This window comes from Aeromicrobium senzhongii, from assembly GCF_014334735.1.
Lineage (GTDB): Bacteria > Actinomycetota > Actinomycetes > Propionibacteriales > Nocardioidaceae > Aeromicrobium > Aeromicrobium senzhongii.
In genome coordinates this window covers 2035971-2052523 of record NZ_CP060587.1, presented here as the reverse complement: position 1 = coordinate 2052523, position 16553 = coordinate 2035971, and the positions used below count along the sequence as shown (strand labels likewise).

The following is a 16553-nucleotide window of genomic DNA, read 5'->3' as shown; positions in this document are numbered from 1 at the left end:
GTCACGGGCCCACCGGGATGTTGCGGTGCGGTCGCGCGTACGCATGGGGGCGGTACGCGTTCCCGTGCCGGTGGCCGTCCTCGACCTCGTCGGGCTCGGCGTCGTGCTCGGCGGCGAGGTCGGCGTGCGCCTGGGCGAAGGCCTCGTACAGGCCCTGGAGCCGCTCGCGCAGCTCGTCGGCCCAGTCGTCGGCGGCGCTGCACTCCCAGCCGTCGTTCGCCACGACGGGCGTGGTGATCGCGCTGGCGGGCGAGGGAGAGCCCTCGAACAGATCGCGTTGGAACGCGACCCTCGTCATCGCATGGCCCAGGGCCACCTTGTAGTAGTTGGTCTCCATCCGCGCCAGCCCCCCTCTGGTCGAGTCCGGCCACGATAGCGTGGTTGCGGGCCTTTCGAACCATGCTGGGCCGGGTCTCAGGCCTTGGGCACCTGGATCCAGCGATACCCGGTGGGGTTGATCAGCAGGCCGCGCCCCGGCGGCACGGCGGCGCCGACCGATCGGGGCAGGCGGGCGTTCAGCACGTCGCCGTCGTTGGACGCGCGAGGGGACAGGACCAGGCCGGTTCGCCCGCGCTTGAGGTCGGCCGGCAGGCCTCGGTAGACCGCGCCCAGCTCGTCGATGCCGCCGCCGATGATCATCGCGTTGGGGGTGTCGCGCATGGCGCCGTAGGTCTCGCCCAGCAGCTGCCCCAGGGGTGAGTCGGCACCCACGACCTCGAAGTCGTCGACGACCACGAGGTGTTGGGTGCGCAGCCGCGACAGCGCCTCACGGATCTCGTCGATGGGCTCGGAGCCGGTGAACAGCTGCAGTCGCCGGTCGTCGAGATCGCGCAGCGGGGAGCGCCTCGGGGCGATCACCAGGACGTCCCGGCGGTGCTGCAGGTGCTGACTGACCGGGATGAGCAGGGCCGAGCTGCGTCCGGACCGCGGCGGACCGGCGACCAGGAAGCCGGGACCCGTCGCGAGCGGATCGAAGCCCTCGAGGCTCAGGGTGTCGCCGCCCACGCCGATCGGGATGAAGCTGGGGCTCAGTGCCGCGTCCGACGGCTCGAGGCCGAGCGCCTCGTCGAGGCTGATCGCCACCGGCAGCTCGTCGATGCGGTGAGGCCGCAGGCTGCGCGGCAGATCGCCGTAGCGCTCGGCCACGAGGCGGCCCAGCTCGTGGATCGCCCGGACCTGGGCCGTGCCCTCGCCGGACGCATCGATCATCGCGAACTGCACTTCCTGCGGGCGCTCGCCGGCCCGGAAGCCGCGGCCCGGCGGGATGTGCGCGGGCACCTGCTTGGTCGGCAGGCCCACGACCGAGAAGTCGGAGGGATCGCTCATCGACAGCACGATCCGGTCGTCGACGAGCAACGAGTAGCGCCCCAGGATGCCGGAGCGGTCCGCGCCGATCACGATCCGGATGCCGGCGCCGACGCCCTCCTGCAGGAGACCGACGAGCCGTTCGAGCAGCACGCCGCCGTCGACGGACTCGAACGCCGTGGTGAAGCCCTCGAGCCGGTCGAGCAGCACGACCAGGTAGGGCATCCGGTCGGGGCCGTCGACGGCCGCGCGCTGCTCGGCGATGTCGGCGAAGCCCTGCTCGGCCAGCACCTGCTGGCGCTTCGTCAGCTCCTGCCCGAGGTGGGCGAAGAGGCGGAAGATCCGGTCCGTCTGCGTGCGGGTGACGACGGCGCCGACGTGGGGCAGCGACATGAGCGGCAACAGGGCGTTGTTGCCGGCGTCGATGCCGAAGACGTGGACGTCGGTCGGCGCCGTCTGCCGGGCGATGGCGGCGGCGATCGTCCGCAACGACCACGAACGGCCCGAGCGGGACTGACCGGCGATCACGAGGTGCCCGGCGCGCTGCAGGTCCCAGCTCGCGACCTCCTGCTGCTGCAGGTGGGGCAGGTCGCCGCGGCCGAAGACGATCGGGGGGATGTCCGCCTTCTCGCCGATCGCGGGCGCCGGCTCGACCTCGAGCTCGTCGAGGGTGAGCGTCTCGGGCAGCGGCGGCAGCCACGGCTTGCGCATCGGCTCGAGCCCGATGAGGTCGTTCGCCTCACGGACGGCGCCGACCAGGGTCGCCAGGTCGGTCGGGATCGACACGTCCTCCTCGCCGTCGCCGGCGGCCTTCGGCGGAGCGACCAGCTCGTCGATGCCGAACCCGCGCGAGCGCAGCTCGGCTCGCTCGTCGCCGACCGGACGGCCACCGACGCGCGAGCTCTGGAAGGGCGTGAGCGACGAGTGGCCCAGTCGCGCGTAGGCGCGACCGGGGAACGACTTGGGGATCTCGGCCGCGACCTTGGACTCGATGACGTCGTCGGAGTCGTTGGCGTCGGTCACGCGCAGGGCGATGCGCAGGTTGGTGTTGGACTTGATCTCGGCGTTGACCACGCCGGCCGGCCGCTGCGTGGCCAGGATCAGGTGGACACCCAGCGAGCGGCCGCGTCGGGCGACGTCGACCAGGCCGGTGACGAAGTCGGGCAGCTCGGCCACGAGCGCCGCGAACTCGTCGATGATGATCAGCAGTCGGGGCATCGGCTCGTCGCCGGGCTGACGTGCGGCCAGGTAGTCCTCGATGTCCTTGGCCTGGGCGTCGGCCAGCTGGTGCTCGCGCCGGCGCAGCTCGGCGCCGAGCGACTCGAGGGCGCGGGTCGTGAGGTGGCCGTCGAGGTCGGTGACCATGCCGACCGTGTGGGGCAGGTGCTGGCAGTCCATGAAGGCCGCGCCGCCCTTGTAGTCGATCAGGACGAAGTTGAACTCGTCCGGCCGGTTGCCCACGGCCAGCGACGCGATGATCGTCTGTAGCAGCTCGGACTTGCCCGATCCGGTGGTGCCGGCGATGAGGCCGTGCGGGCCGTCCGCGCGGACGTCGATCCTGAAGGGGCCGTCCAGCCCTTCGCCGATCACGGCCTTCGTCGTGCGGCCGCCACCGGCCCAGGTCCGGACGAGATCGTCGCCGGTGGGCGAGTCCAGACCGAGCACGTCGAGCAGGCGGCTGGCGGCCGGCAGGCTGGAGCTGAGGTCCTCGGTGCTCACGTCGCGGATGGGCGAGAGGGCGCGACCGAGGCGCTCGAGCCAGGCCGAGTCGACGATGTCGCGGCGCACGCCGTCGATGTGACGCTCGGCGGTGGTCTCGAGGTCGAGCAGCTCGCCGTGCAGCTCGACGACGGCGCGGCACTCCTCGGGCAGCTCGCGCGCGGTGCGGTCGAGGCAGATGAAGTAGACGTGCACGAACGCGCCGGACTTCAGCAGCGACGTCATGCCCGGGGCCATGCGCAGCTCGCGGGCGCCGTCCAGGACCACGACGATCGAGGGCAGCGACTCGCGCTCGTCGGTGTCCAGCTCCTTGCGGCGGTCGACGATCGCCGACAGCTCCGAGATCATGCCCGCGCGATCGTCCTCGTCGATCGCCAGCCGGGCAGCGCGGGGATGGTCCTCGCTGGTGCGGGCGTGGGGCAGCCACTTGGTCCACTCCCAGGCCGTGGCGTTGGTGCGGTCGGTGAAGACCCACAGCGACGCGTCGGTGGGGGAGTGCAGTGCGGCCACCTGGGCGACGAGCCACGAGGTGGTCGTGAGGCACTCGTCCGGGGGTCCGCAGATGCCCAGGACGGCCGTGGGCGCCAGCGGGACGACGACCGGGACGTCGGGGGCGGTCCAGCGCAGCGGCCCCTCGTGCTGCTCGCGCGTGGAGTCCTTGACGATCACGTCCGAGGGCAGGTCGCTCGTGCCGAGGCGCAGCTCGAGGAAGTCCGGATCCCAGCGGCGGCGCTCCCACAACCGCGAGCGCGGGCCGGTCGCGAACAGCAGGACCGAGGCCGGGTCGGGGTAGATCGACCGACGTTGGCCGCGCTCGGAGGTCAGCGAGTCGACGGCGGCCTTCTCGACGTCGGCGCGACGACGGTGGAACTCGGCCAGCTGCTCCTGGTAGCGGACCTTCTGCTGGCGCCGGGTGCCCGTGGCGTTCAACAGCATCATGATCGGCATCAGGATCATGAACATGAGCGAGAAGATCGATCCCGTGCGCCAGTACATGAAGCCGCTCATGACCATGGGCGAGAGCATCATGATGACCGGGATCGGCGACTTGTCGGGACGCTTGGGCTCGCTGGGCAGCGAGAACTCGCTGGTGCGCGCCGGCGGGTGCAGTCGCGGCGGGCGGTTGTAGTCCAGCTCCGGGCCGATCGCCGAGGGGGACAGGGACGCGTCGGGAGCGCTGACGCTGCCGAGCTCGAACAGGACGTTCGCGACGCCGAGCACGGCGCCGGCGTTCCAGGTGGTCGGCGCGGTCACGGCCTCGCGGTCGAGACGCACGAGGGGCAGCGGGGCGCCGGGGTCGACCTGGCGGCCCTGCTGCAGCGCGCTCAGGCCCGGGCGCTTGCGCCGGAACCTGCGGCGCTGGCGGGTGGCGACGCTCGCCGCGAGAACGATGGGCTCGCTCGGCGGCTCGCGCCGGGCGGGGACGGGAACCGTGAGGTCACGGGCTGCCTCGTCGGCCGTGACCTCGACCGTTCCCTGGGCGTCGACCTCGAGCCGCGCCGCGATCTCGGGAGCGCCGGCGATCCGGATGGCGCAGTGCTCGGCCGAGCCGATGGTCCAGGTGCCGATGCCGAGGCGGTGCACGCGACCCGCGCCCCGTCCCGAGCTGACCCGCACCTCGACCAGACCCTGGGGCTCCTGGGCGCGGTGCCGACTGGGACCGCCGAGTCCCACGACCGCGCCGTGACGGATCCCGGCGCCCACGAGGGTCGTGTCCGGGTCGAGTCGCCGCGAACCGAGGTACAGGCCGGGACCGGTGCGGTCGCCCGCGCCGCCACGTCGTGCGTCGAGGTCGATGACGTCGGCGACGTCGGCGTGGAGTGGCCGCTGACCGAAGAGTTGCTGCAGCAGGGACTCGAGATCCCCGACGGTGCTCGCGGCGGAATAGGCGACGATCGCGTCGCGACTTTCCCCCGACGAGGCCGCCTCCGCAGTGACGAGCAATCGCATGGGTCACAGGGTAGAGGGTCGGTCGCCGATGCTTCTCCGGTTCGGTGTGACGGAGACGACGTGCGACCTTGCCACTCGAGAGGACGTGGGGGCCCGATCCGGCTAGGCTGTGCTGGTTCCTGTGGGGGGTCGAGCGAGGGAGCACGCATGTCGGCCACCCCGGGGCGCACCACAAGTCTGCGAGGGAGCCCACTTACATGGCGATGCGTACCACCACCGAGTCGGTCAGCGACGCGGCTCAGGACCGTCAACGCGCCCGGACCGCGCGGGGAGTCGGAGGCCGGGCCGCGCCCGGCGCCTCGCGCCCGACCCCGCCCCGTCGCCGTCGCCCCGCGTTCGCGCTGCTCGGCGTGCTGCTGATCATCGGTGGAGCCGCCCTGGCCGGTCTGCTCGCGCTGCGCATGGACTCGCGCGATCCCGTCCTGGTGCTGCGGTCCGACGTGCCGGCCGGCACCGAGATCACCCGCGACATCCTGGGTGAGACCAACGTGTCCTCCGACTCCGACCTGATCGTCCCCGCGGGTGCGCTGTCGAGCGTCCTGGGCACGTACTCCCGGGTCCCGCTGAGCAAGGGTCAGCTGCTCGACACGTCGATGCTCGTGCGGACCAACCCCCTCGGCGGCGGCAAGCTCGCCGAGGTCGCGGTGCCGCTGGTCGAGGGCCGGGTGCCCGACGGCCTCGACTCCGGCGACCTGGTGCGCGTCGTGCGCATCGGCGAGGGCGAGGGGACCAGCGTGCCGCTGGCGCTCGCCCTGGTGGTCCGTCCGCCGGTCGAGTCCGGCGGTGGTGGCGTGCTCGGTGGTGGCGGCGACTCCAAGGGGTCGGCCGCGACGTTGCTGGTCCCCATCGACATCGCCGACGCCATCGTCGACGCGGCCGGCAACAACCGCATCGGCATGTCGCTGGTCGACCGCGGGGTGGCGGTGACCGACTCCGACCGGCTCCGCAACCTGGCGGTGAACCGATGACGCTCATCAGCTTCGTCTCGGCCAAGGGGTCCCCGGGCGTCAGCACCGCGGTGATCGGCTTGGCGGCCCGCTGGCCCGAGCCCGTGGTCGTGGCCGACCTCGACCCCATCGGTGGCGACGTCGCCACGCGTGAGCGCGATGCCGACGACCACGCCCTCGACGAGCAGCGCGGCCTGGTCTCGCTGGGCGCCGCGGTGCGTGCCGGCGACGAGGTCGACCTGGCCGACCACCTGCAGCAGACCCGCGACGGTGTCGACGTGCTGGTGGGCGCGTCCGGACCTCGCCAGGCCCAGAGCCTCGGTCCGGCCTGGCCGCACTTGCAGCGCACCCTGCGTGCCCACACCGGTGACGTTCTCGTGGATGCCGGCCGCTTCGTCCCCGGATCCCCGGCCAGCCCGGTCGTCGAGGGCTCGGACGCCGTGATCTTCCTGGTCCGCTCCGAGATCGCCGCCGTGGCCCACCTGCGCGACCGTCTCGCGACGGTGCGCGAGCCGTGGAACCTGGGCCGGCCCGGCTCGTTCGGGGTCGGCGTCATCGTCGTCGGCGATCCCCGCGACAAGCGTGCCGTCGACGACATCGGCCGCCTGCTGGCCGCCTCGGAGCTGGACGTCACGATGCTCGGCACCATCGCCCACGACCCCAAGGTGGTCCTGCGCGGTCCGGCCTCGTCGTCGCGCGTCGTGCTGCGCTCGGTGTTCTCGCGCTCGCTGGTGGACATCGTGCCCCGCATCCGCGCCTTCGCGGCTCCGTCGATCGTCGGACAGGAGATCTGATGGACCAGCAGCTGCTGCGCACCCTGCGCGAGGAAGTCGCCGACGCGCTGGCCCGCCAGCGCCGCGAGGACGCCACCGCCGGCCTGCCCATCATGTCCAGCGAGGACGAGCGCCAGTTCGCCCGGGCGATCATCGCCCGCGTGCTGGAGTCGCACGCGCGCCAGGAGATCGCGGCCGGGCGCACCCCGCTGTCGCACGCCGAGGAGGCCGAGCTGGCCGACGGCATCCACGCCGCCCTGTACGGCGTGGGTCGTCTCCAGCCGCTGCTCGACGACCCCGAGGTCGAGAACATCGACATCAACGGGTGCGACAACGTGTTCGTCGGCTACTCCAACGGTGAGGAGAAGCGGATGCCTCCCGTCGCGGACAGCGACGACGAGCTCGTCGAGCTGGTGCAGGTCCTGGGCGCCTACTCGGGCCTGACCAGCCGCCCGTTCGACACCGCCAACCCGCAGCTGGACCTGCGCCTGCCCGACGGCAGCCGTCTGTCGGCCGTCATGGGCGTCACGCAGCGCCCGTCCCTGTCGATCCGCCGCTCGCGGCTGAGCCGGGTCTCGCTGGACATGCTGGTCGAGAGCGGCACGATGACGCCCGAGCTGGCGTCGTTCCTGTCGGCCGCCGTCGCCGCGCGCAAGAACATCATGATCGCGGGCGCGACGAACGCCGGAAAGACCACGCTGCTGCGCGCGCTGGCCAACGAGATCCCGGCGCAGGAGCGGCTGATCACCGTCGAGCGTGCGCTGGAGCTGGGCCTGGGCGAGTTCCCCGACCTGCACCCCAACGTCGTCGCGTTCGAGGAGCGGCTCCCGAACTCCGAGGGCCAGGGCATGATCGCGATGTCCGAGCTGGTGCGCCGCTCGCTGCGCATGAACCCCAGCCGCGTCATCGTCGGCGAGGTCCTCGGCGACGAGATCGTCACGATGCTCAACGCGATGAGCCAGGGCAACGACGGCTCGCTGTCGACGATCCACGCGAACTCCTCGCTCGAGGTGTTCAACCGCATCTGCACGTATGCGATCCAGTCCAAGGAGCGCCTGCCCGCCGACGCCACGATGATGCTGATCGCCGGCGCGATCGACTTCGTGATCTTCGTCCAGCGCCGCAACGAGTACAACAGCGGCGGTGCCCTGCGCCGCGTCATCACCTCGGTGCGTGAGGTCAACGGCGTCGACGGGCGTGTGCTGTCGAGCGAGGTCTTCGCCGAGGGCGAGGACGGCGTCGCGCACCCCGCGGCCGCGGTCAGCTGCATCGAGGACCTGCAGGAGCACGGCTACCGTCCGACGGCGTACGAGGGCCAGGCCTACTGATGGGCTCCCAGACGTTGCTCGTGATGCTCCTCGGCGCCGTGATCGGCGCCGGGGTGCTGCTGGTCGTCTTCGGGATGTCCGACCACGAGCCTGCTCCGTTGCGCTCGAGTCACTCCCTGGGCGACCGCGTCAAGGGCAGTGCTCGCCGTGCTCTGCTCGGCGTGGGTGCCGGCCTGCTGATCCTCGTGCTGACGTCCTGGCCCGTCCTGGCCGTCGCGGTGGGCCTGCTCGTGTGGTTCTCGCCGATGCTGTTCGGCGGCCTGGCCAGCGAGAAGCGGGCGATGTCCCGGCTCGAGGGTCTGGCCGCGTGGACCGAGTCCCTGCGCGACACGATCGCCGGTGCGGTCGGTCTCGAGCAGGCGATCCCGGCCACCGCCTACGCGGCGTCGCCCGCGATCCAGCCCGCGCTGATCCGCCTGACCGACCGGTTGCGGGTTCGCACCAACCTGTCCACCGCGCTGCAGGGCTTCGCGGACGACATCGACGACCCCAGCGCCGACCTGATCGTCGCGACGCTGATCCTCAACGCGCGGCTGCGTGGCCCCGGCCTGCGTGAGGTCCTGACCTCGCTGGCCAAGTCGGCCCGCTCCGACCTCGACATGCGTCGCCGGATCGCGGCCAGCCGCTCCAGTACGCGGCGCAGCGTCCAGATCGTCATCGGCGTCACGGTCGCCTTCGTGCTCGGCCTGGCCATCTTCAACCGGTCCTACGTCGAGCCGTACTCCACCCCGATCGGCCAGCTCGTGCTGCTCGTCGTGATCGGGCTGTTCGGCGCCGGCTTCATCTGGATGCGCCGGCTCTCGGAGTTCGAGATGCCCGAGCGCTTCCTCCTGGCGAAGCAGGAGTCGCGATGACCCTCATCCTGCTGTGTGGTGCCGTCGCCGGCGCCGGTGTCTGGCTGCTGCTCAGCCGTTCGCCCGTGCTCGGCTCCACCGCCGCCTCCCAGCTGGCCCGCCTCGACGCGCAGCGGCGCCGCGGCAGGGTGCGTCCGTCGCTGCGTTCCGCAGACGACGAGGACAGCGTGTCGCAGCGGCTCGGCACGCGCCTGGCCGCTTTCCTGGCCGATCGCGGGATCGAACTGCCCGCCACCATCCAGTCCGACCTGGCCGTCGTCGGCAAGTCCGTCGAGAGCCACCTGGGCTCCACCTTGGCCGCTGCCATCGTCGGTGCGTTCGCGCCCGCGATCGCGATGGCACCGATGATGTTCTTCGGCGTCGTCAGCCCCGTGCTGCCGGCGTGGCTGGCCATCCTGGGCGCCCTCGGCGCTGCAGTTCTGGCCCAGCTGCAGTTGCACTCCGAGGCCACCGACCGCCGTCGCGACTTCCGCCACGTCGTCAGCGCGTTCCTGGACCTGGTCTCCATGAACCTCGCCGGCGGCCGTGGCGTCCCCGAGGCCCTCTCGGCCGCGGCGGGGGTCAGTCAGGGCTGGGGCATGGTCCGGCTGCGCGAGACCATCGAGAACGCGCGGCTGCAGGGCATCACGCCCTGGAGCGCGCTCGGCCGGCTCGGCGACGAGATGAAGGTCGAGGAGCTGCGCGACCTCGCCGCGGCACTGGCCCTCGTGGCCGAGGACGGCGCGAAGGTCCGCGACTCCCTGACCGCCCGAGCCGCCTCCATGCGCCAGCGCGAGCTGGCCGACTCCGAGTCTCGCGCGCAGGAGCAGTCCCAGTCCATGCTGGTGGCGCAGCTGCTGTTGGCCGCCGGCTTCCTCGTCTTCCTGATCTACCCGGCGCTGGCAGGCATCGTCGGGATCTGACACTCCACCCATCGAAGGAGAACCACCATGTTCAACCCCGCACTCGGATTCCTCGTCACGGTGCTCGGCGCCCGCCTCGACAAGGCTCGCCGTGAGGAGGGCGCGTCCGCCGTCGAGTGGGTCGTCATCGCGGCCGTCCTCGTCGCCATCTGTGGCGCCGTCGCCCTCATCCTCAGGGGCGCGCTCGAGGGCAAGGCCGGAGACATCGGCAACCAGATCGAGGGCGCCTGACCCATGCGTTCTCGGGCACGGGACGAGCGGGGGACCAGCGCCATCGAGCTGGTCCTCTACACGCCCCTGCTCATGGTGGCGATGATCCTGACGATCCAGTTCTCGCTGACGTACCTGGCGAAGCAGTCCGCCAGCGCCGCGGCGCGTGAGGCGGCACGCGTCGCGCGCGTCACCGGCGACCCCGACATGGGGCGCGCCAAGGGCGTCAGCTCGGCGACGTCGCTCGGCCGGGGCCTGCTGATGGACCCGCAGGTGCAGGTGGTGCGGGTCGGCGACAACATGCGCGCCGAGGTGTCGGGGCAGGCGAACCAGTTGCTGCCCTTCTTCCGTTCGCCCCGGGTGACCGAAGTGGTCCAGGGACGCATCGAGGAGTACCAGCAGGACGTGGCGCCATGAGGACGCGTGCTCGCGGCGAGCGCGGATCGATGTCGGTCGAGATCGTGCTCATGGTGCCGATCCTGGTGATGTTCACGCTGCTGGTCCTCGCGGGTGGCCGGTACGTGGCGGTGCGCGCCGACATCGACGCCGCCGCCCGCGACGCGGCCCGCGCGGCGTCCTTCGAGCGCAGCGAGCCCGCGGCCCGCGCGGCCGCCCAGGCCGCCGCGGACGCGAGTGACGTCAACGACAGCTTCTCGTCCTGCCGCATCGCCGGGATCAACGGCGACTTCGAGGCCGGGGGAGTCGTGGAGGTGTCCGTGCGCTGCAGCGTCAGCAACACCGGGCTCGGCCTGATCGGGTTGACCGGTAGCCGCGACTTCGAGTCCAGCAGCAGCGCCCCGATCGACCAGTACAGGAGGTTCGGATGAGGATCCACGCCAGGGACCGCCGTGAGCGCGGCGGTGCCACGATCTTCGTGCTCGGCATGTCGCTCGTCCTCATGCTCTGCGCCGGCCTCGTGGTCGACGGCGGCATCGGCATCAACACCCGGATGCGCGTCGCCGACGACGCCGAGCAGGCCGCGCGCGCGGGTGCCAACGCGGTCAACGTCGCGCAGCTTCGTGAGGGCGGGGCACTGGCGATCGACCCGGGCCTGGCGCGGGCGATGGCTGCCGAGTTCCTGAGCGCCCGCGGCTACGACGGCGGCCAGTTCTCCATCGAGGTGAACGTGGACTCCGTCTCGATCCGGCTCCGTGACACGAGCGACACGACGATGCTCAAGCTCATCGGCATCAACCAGTACCCGGTCTCGGCGCGAGCCACCGCGACCGCCGCCACCTCCTGACCCCCTACGAGGAGACCTCGCATGACCGAACCCATCACGACCCCGGACGCCAGTCGCTTCGAGACGCTGGCGCCCGCGCCGGTCGAGGACGGCGCGTCCGTCGGGTCACGGATCGGGGCAGCCTTGGCCCTGGTGGCGCTCCTCATCGGCCTTCCCGTGGCCCTGCTGCTGCTCGGTGGCTCGCCGCCGATCCCGACCGAGGTGCCGTCGCTACGTGACCTGGCTCGTCAGCTGGGTCCGGAGGATCTCGTCTCGGTCCTGGTCGGCATCGTCTGGCTGCTCTGGCTGGTGTTCGTCGTGTGCGTCGTGCTCGAGATCATCGCCACGCGGCGGGGCGGTATGGCCCGCACGGTCCCGCTGGCGGGCCCGCTGCAGCACCTGGCTCGTGCCCTCATCGGCGGCTTGCTCCTGACGGGCCTGGTCGCCGGTCCGGCCGGCGCCGCCACCGGTCCGTCCGCCTCCGACCTGGCCCCGGCGTCCACCACCGTGGCCACTGCCACCGTCGAGGCGGCCACGCCCGCGCCCGAGGAGAAGCCCAGCCGCGCCGACCGCGTCGCCGATCGCCTCGAGGGCGAGCTGGTCTACACCGTCAAGGCGCCCAAGGAGGGCTACCACGACAACCTGTGGGACATCGCCGAGCGCCACCTGGGCGACGGCTTCCGGTACAAGGAGATCTACGAGCTCAACAAGGACAAGACCCAGCTCGACGGGCGCAAGCTCGAGCTCGCGCGCCTGATCCAGCCGGGCTGGCAGCTGATCATGCCCGCCGATGCGGTCGGCGTCTCTCGTGTCGCCGTGCAGCAGGAGGCTCCGGCCACCCCGGCGCCCGCGCCCCGTGGTGGCGACAGTGCCGACTCGGCCAGTGCGGACGCCGAGCTGTCCGTCGTCCAGGACCAGTCCGAGACGGGCGCCTGGTGGATGGGTGCGGGCCTGCTCGCCAGCGGACTGCTGGGCGCGCTGGCGGTGTCGCGCCGTCGCCGTCCCGGCGGCGAGCCGGACGAGGCGGCCCGCGAGGCCGAGGCCGACCTGCGTCTGGCCGCGGATCCCGAGCGGTCCCGCGTGCTCGAGTCGGTCCTGCGTCAGCTGAGCGCCTCGTGCGAGCGTGCCGGTGTCGCCGTGCCGTCGGCGTACGCGGCCGTGGTCGGCCACGACGAGATCGAGCTGCACCTGGCCCCCGCGGTCCCCGAGGCCGTCGAGGGCTGGGAGGCCGTCGACGGAGGAGCGGTGTGGCGCTTCGCCGACGACCTCGCGACGCTGGACCCGCCGGCCGACGCCGAGCCCGCCTACCCCTCGCTGGTCAGCCTGGGTGTCGACAGCTCCGGCCGCGACGTCCTGGTGGACCTGGCGTCCTCCGGTGGACTCATCACCATCGGTGGCGACCTCCATGTCAGCAGCGAGGTCGTCACCTCGTTGGCGCTGCAGGCCGCGGTCAGCCCGTGGTCGCGATCGGTTCGGGTGGTGGCCACCGGGCTGCCGTCGGCCGTCGAGTCGGTGGCCGAGCGGATCTCGCTCGCGCCCGACGTCGAGTCCGCGGCGAGCCAGGTCGAGGCCGCGCGCGAGCAGGACGTGCTCACCGGCCGCCAGGTCGACGACGAGGTCACCGTGCTCGCGATCGGCACGCAGGTCCCCGGCTTCGCGATGCAGCGCCTAGCCGCCCTGGCCGGGTCCCGGTCCGGACTGGCCGCCGTCGCCATCGGCGACCACGAGGCGGCTCGCTGGCGGCTGCACGTTGACGAGCACGGCACGCTGCACGTGCCCCAGCTCGGCCTGGCCGTGACCGCCAACCGGATCGGCGCCCACCACGCCGAGGCGGTGGCGTCGCTGTTCGCCTCGGCCGGACTCACGACCCGTGAGGGCGACGGCGACCGCATCGCGATCTCGCTGCCTCGCCGTGCCGCCGACGACGCCGCGTGGCTCACCGCCACGAGCCGCGTCGGAGTCCTCGGACCCGTCCTGGTCGACGGCCCCGGTGAGCAGACCGAGCGTCGTGCCGCCGTCCTGACCGAGATCGTGGCGTTCCTCGCGCTGCACCCCGAGGGTGTCCACCCGACGGTGCTGGCCGGTGCCGTGTGGCCGCTGGGCGTCACGCCCGAGGTGCGCGACGCGAACATCGAGCGGGCGCGGGTGTGGCTCGGCACCGACCGCGAGGGCCATCACCGCCTGCGCGAGAGCCTCGACGGACGCCTGGTCCTGGGCCCGGACGTCGTGTGCGACTGGGACGCCTTCCGCCACCTGGTCATCGCCAGCCGTAGAGCGGACTTCCCGCGCGACGAGATCGACCTGTTGCGCCGAGCGCTCAAGCTCGTTCGCGGTCCCGCCTTCGAGGGCGCGCCGCGCGGCCGGTACGCCTGGGTCGCCACGCTCGACCTGCCGCGCACGATCGGCGAGCTCGTCATCGACGCGGCCATGCGCCTGTCCCAGCTGATGCAGGACGGTGGCGATCCCGCCGGCGCTGCTGCTGCGGCCGGTGCGGTGCTGCGGGTCTACCCGACGCACGACGAGGCGTGGCGCATCCTGCTGCGCTCGCGTCATGCCGCGGGTGGCACGTCCGGTGTCGCGGCCGCGGTGGACCAACTGCACGCGGCCCTCGGCGGCGAGCCGATGGACCCGACGACGGCCACGCTGGTCGACGAGCTGCTGCCGGGGGCGGGCTCGCAGATCTCCTGATCAGCGGACGCAGCCGCCGGAGCCGCCGACCGACGCTCGCCCGGCCTCCTGGTTGATCAGGACGCCCACGTTGAACTCGCCCTTGGCGAACCGGACCTCGACCTCCTCGGCCGACGGGTCGACGGAGTCGCGCTTGACGGTCCACCCTTCGGCGTCGAGCTCGTCGGCCACCTCACTGGTCAGTCGCGCCGCGGAGGTGTCGTCGGTGGCGACGTGCACCGTGTACGTGGGGTTCAGCCCGCTGTCGTCCTGGCCCGGGACGCAGTCGAGCGTCGCGTCCTGCTTGACCTCGGGGTTCGTGCCGACGCGTGCCGCGAGGTCGTCGACGAGTGTGCGGGTCTCGTCGGCTCGGCCCTCAGCGCGCTTCTCGAGCTCGGACCCGCTCTCGCCGCATCCGGAGAGACTGACGCAGACGACGAGAGCCGCGATCAGGTGTCCCTCGTGCCGAGGAAACGTCAGCGGACGCATCCGCCCGACCCGCCCACTGCGGCGCGTCCGTTCGACGTGTTGAGGTTGGCGCCCATCGTGAACGTCCCTTTGGTGAACCGTAGGCTCACCTCGTCCGAGCCCGGTTCCCGGTGGTCGCGCTTGACCTGCCAGCCCTCGGCCGCGAAATGCTCGGCGATGTCGCCGGGCAGACGCTCGGCCGCATCCACGCCGGTCGTGACGTGCACCGTGTAGATGAGGTCGAGACCGCTGTCGTCCTGGCCCGGGACGCAGGTCGTGATCTCGTCCTGCACCACCTCGGGGTCGGTGCCCAGGCGCTGGGCGAGGTCGTCCACGTGCGCGCGAGCCTCGACAGCGCGCGCCTCTGCACGATCCTGTAGGTCCATGTCGTCCTCCTTGCCGCACCCTGACAGGGCGATCCCGCTGAGCATGAGCGCCACCAGCGCGCGCCTCATTCGATGTCGATCCTCTCGCCGTCGTCGTTCCAGCCGTCCTGGTACGTGACGGTGCCATGACCGGTGGACACGTGCTCGTAGTGGGGGGACCGGTACGTCTGCACCTCACCCCCGGTGAACACCGCGTACATGTTCCTCCACGAGTCGCTCTGGTGCTGGAACACGCCCGAGTGCGCGTCGAAGCCCGTGGTGGGTTCACCGTCGACGTCGTCACCGGTGTGCAGGCGTGTGGTGCCGTCGAAGTCGTCGGGGTCCGCGCCGTGGCCGACGCCCTTGACCTGGAGCCCTTGGGTCAGCTCGATGAAGTCGCCGGGTGCGGTCATCGAGTAGCGGTCGACGCGCGACTGCGAGGCGGGGAGGTCGTCCCGGTCGTCGACGTCGTGTCCCATGCCGGCCGACTCGATGTGGAGCACGCGATCGGCGAGGAGGCCACTGAGCTCGGAACGACCGACGACGGCTCCGCCGTAGGAGTGTCCGGCAACGGTCACGCGCGTCTCGCTCGTTCCCTTGCGGCCGACCTCCAGGTCGAGGTCGCGCGAGAACTCGGCCAGACGCGGACCCAGATCCAGGCTGTAGGAAGCGGAGGGGGCGTCCATCGCCACGCCGTCGGGCAGGTCGCCGCCCATCCACGAGATCATCGCGAGTCCGCCGGACGTGTCGTTCGCGACGAACTGCCGCGCTCGGGACGCGTTGGTCTCGAAGTTGGTCATGCTCGTTCCCGTGCCCGGCACGAGGACCCCGACGTTCTTCGTGTGCTGGTCGATCGTGCCGTGCAGTTCGGCGATCGCCCCGTCACCGGCGGCGTCGAAGTACACGATCGTCCGGTTGTCCCTGAGGATCGACTCGTACAGGTCGATGCGCTTCTCCAGATCCTTGATCGGTCCGTCGAGGTCGTTGTTGTTCAGGCCGAGGAAGTCCCAGTCGTCCTGGTTCTTCGCGTGCTGGTCCTTCTTGTCCGCCAGCTCGCGGCGCTCGTCGGCCAGTGCGGCGACGATGTTGACGGTGTTGGCGTCGGCCCGGTTCGTGAACGGGACGCCGGGCAGGTTGCCGACGATCGAGGGGTAGGTCATGGCGAGGATCGCGGCGTCGGCGGGGGAGAGGTTCGCGAAGAGGTCGCGCCCCGCGATGCGGCGCTGCTCGAAGGCCGCAGCGGCGCCGTCGGCGGAGGTGATGAACGCGCCGGTGAGCGAGCGCAGCGTTCCCGCCGGGCCGTCGCCGTACGGCACGGTGTTCTGCAGCGCCTCGGCGACCTTCGGATGGTCGATGATGAACTGGCGCAGGTCCTTCGGCGTCATCACCGAGCCGGCCGGCAGCTCCTGCCCCACGGAGCCCAGCGTCAGCAGCAGCGCCGAGAGCTCCTCGCCGGCGAGTCCGGTGGCCTCGGTGAACCCGGGGCCGAATCGCTGGTCGGCGACGTCGCGCAGCATCGTCGAGGTGTCCCAGGTGTCGCCGGGGACGACGACACTGGTGTGCCCGTCCCCGTCGGCGTCCAGGAGCATCGAGATGGTCGCCAGCTCGCCGAGCATCGGCAGCTGTTCGCTCAGCCACGCCGCCTTCGCGGGCAGGGATCCGAGGGTGGGCAGTGCGATGGGGGAGGAGCTCGTCGCGGCGTGGACCTCGCGCTCGAGGGCGTCGGTCAGCCGCCGGATCGCCTGTGTGGCGTCCAGCAGCCGGGCATGTTCCAGTTCGACCCGCACGCGCTCCCCCCAACGTTGCCCGTCAATGTAAGGGCGCCGCGCAGGCTCGGCAACCG

Annotated in this window: 15 protein-coding genes; 10 read left to right on the top strand and 5 right to left on the bottom strand. The window is 71.9% G+C overall.

The window, feature by feature from the left end:
* Position 1: 1 nt before the first annotated feature.
* Together H9L21_RS10165 and H9L21_RS10160 are read right to left on the bottom strand one after the other, a co-directional pair.
* On the bottom strand, positions 2 to 337 hold the full coding sequence (locus tag H9L21_RS10165) for a hypothetical protein (protein ID WP_154596993.1): 336 nt from the start codon (positions 335 to 337) through the stop codon (positions 2 to 4).
* Between the two features lie 77 nt (positions 338 to 414).
* A complete protein-coding gene (locus tag H9L21_RS10160) occupies positions 415 to 4974 on the bottom strand; it encodes an FtsK/SpoIIIE domain-containing protein (RefSeq protein ID WP_154596994.1) in 4560 nt (1519 codons plus the stop codon).
* Positions 4975 to 5171: 197 nt separating this feature from the next.
* Between H9L21_RS10160 and H9L21_RS10155 the strand changes: the two genes are divergently transcribed.
* From H9L21_RS10155 to H9L21_RS10110, 10 genes are read left to right on the top strand one after another with little or no spacing between them, the layout of a single operon-like run.
* A complete protein-coding gene (locus tag H9L21_RS10155; RefSeq protein ID WP_154596995.1) occupies positions 5172 to 5942 on the top strand; it encodes a CpaB family protein in 771 nt (256 codons plus the stop codon).
* A complete protein-coding gene (locus H9L21_RS10150) occupies positions 5939 to 6715 on the top strand; it encodes a CpaE/TadZ family protein (protein ID WP_154596996.1) in 777 nt (258 codons plus the stop codon). The genes H9L21_RS10155 and H9L21_RS10150 overlap by 4 nt, the downstream gene beginning before the upstream one ends.
* Positions 6715 to 8022 carry a TadA family conjugal transfer-associated ATPase gene (locus tag H9L21_RS10145; protein ID WP_154596997.1) on the top strand — a complete coding sequence of 436 codons (1308 nt, stop codon included), beginning with the start codon at positions 6715 to 6717 and terminating at the stop codon, positions 8020 to 8022. Before H9L21_RS10150 ends, H9L21_RS10145 begins: the two co-directional genes overlap by 1 nt.
* Entirely contained in the window at positions 8022 to 8876 is an 855-nt protein-coding gene (locus H9L21_RS10140; protein WP_154596998.1) for a type II secretion system F family protein, read from the top strand. The genes H9L21_RS10145 and H9L21_RS10140 overlap by 1 nt, the downstream gene beginning before the upstream one ends.
* A complete protein-coding gene (locus H9L21_RS10135; protein ID WP_154596999.1) occupies positions 8873 to 9778 on the top strand; it encodes a type II secretion system F family protein in 906 nt (301 codons plus the stop codon). The genes H9L21_RS10140 and H9L21_RS10135 overlap by 4 nt, the downstream gene beginning before the upstream one ends.
* Positions 9779 to 9805: 27 nt before the next feature.
* Positions 9806 to 10009: a Flp family type IVb pilin gene (locus tag H9L21_RS10130; RefSeq protein WP_154597000.1), complete on the top strand. Its 204-nt coding sequence runs from the start codon at positions 9806 to 9808 to the stop codon at positions 10007 to 10009.
* Between the two features lie 3 nt (positions 10010 to 10012).
* Positions 10013 to 10405, top strand: a complete 393-nt coding sequence (locus H9L21_RS10125; RefSeq protein WP_154597001.1) for a TadE/TadG family type IV pilus assembly protein — start codon at positions 10013 to 10015, stop codon at positions 10403 to 10405.
* Positions 10402 to 10815, top strand: a complete 414-nt coding sequence (locus tag H9L21_RS10120; protein WP_154597002.1) for a TadE/TadG family type IV pilus assembly protein — start codon at positions 10402 to 10404, stop codon at positions 10813 to 10815. Before H9L21_RS10125 ends, H9L21_RS10120 begins: the two co-directional genes overlap by 4 nt.
* Positions 10812 to 11231, top strand: a complete 420-nt coding sequence (locus H9L21_RS10115; protein ID WP_154597003.1) for a TadE/TadG family type IV pilus assembly protein — start codon at positions 10812 to 10814, stop codon at positions 11229 to 11231. The genes H9L21_RS10120 and H9L21_RS10115 overlap by 4 nt, the downstream gene beginning before the upstream one ends.
* Positions 11232 to 11252: 21 nt before the next feature.
* Positions 11253 to 13898 carry an AfsR/SARP family transcriptional regulator gene (locus H9L21_RS10110; RefSeq protein WP_154597004.1) on the top strand — a complete coding sequence of 882 codons (2646 nt, stop codon included), beginning with the start codon at positions 11253 to 11255 and terminating at the stop codon, positions 13896 to 13898.
* Here H9L21_RS10110 and H9L21_RS10105 read toward each other — a convergent pair whose 3' ends face one another.
* From H9L21_RS10105 to H9L21_RS10095, 3 genes are read right to left on the bottom strand one after another with little or no spacing between them, the layout of a single operon-like run.
* Positions 13899 to 14366: a hypothetical protein gene (locus H9L21_RS10105; RefSeq protein WP_154597005.1), complete on the bottom strand. Its 468-nt coding sequence runs from the start codon at positions 14364 to 14366 to the stop codon at positions 13899 to 13901.
* Positions 14354 to 14800, bottom strand: a complete 447-nt coding sequence (locus H9L21_RS10100; RefSeq protein WP_154597006.1) for a hypothetical protein — start codon at positions 14798 to 14800, stop codon at positions 14354 to 14356. The genes H9L21_RS10105 and H9L21_RS10100 overlap by 13 nt, the downstream gene beginning before the upstream one ends.
* Positions 14797 to 16497 carry an alpha/beta hydrolase gene (locus H9L21_RS10095; protein WP_154597007.1) on the bottom strand — a complete coding sequence of 567 codons (1701 nt, stop codon included), beginning with the start codon at positions 16495 to 16497 and terminating at the stop codon, positions 14797 to 14799. The genes H9L21_RS10100 and H9L21_RS10095 overlap by 4 nt, the downstream gene beginning before the upstream one ends.
* Positions 16498 to 16553: the final 56 nt, after the last annotated feature.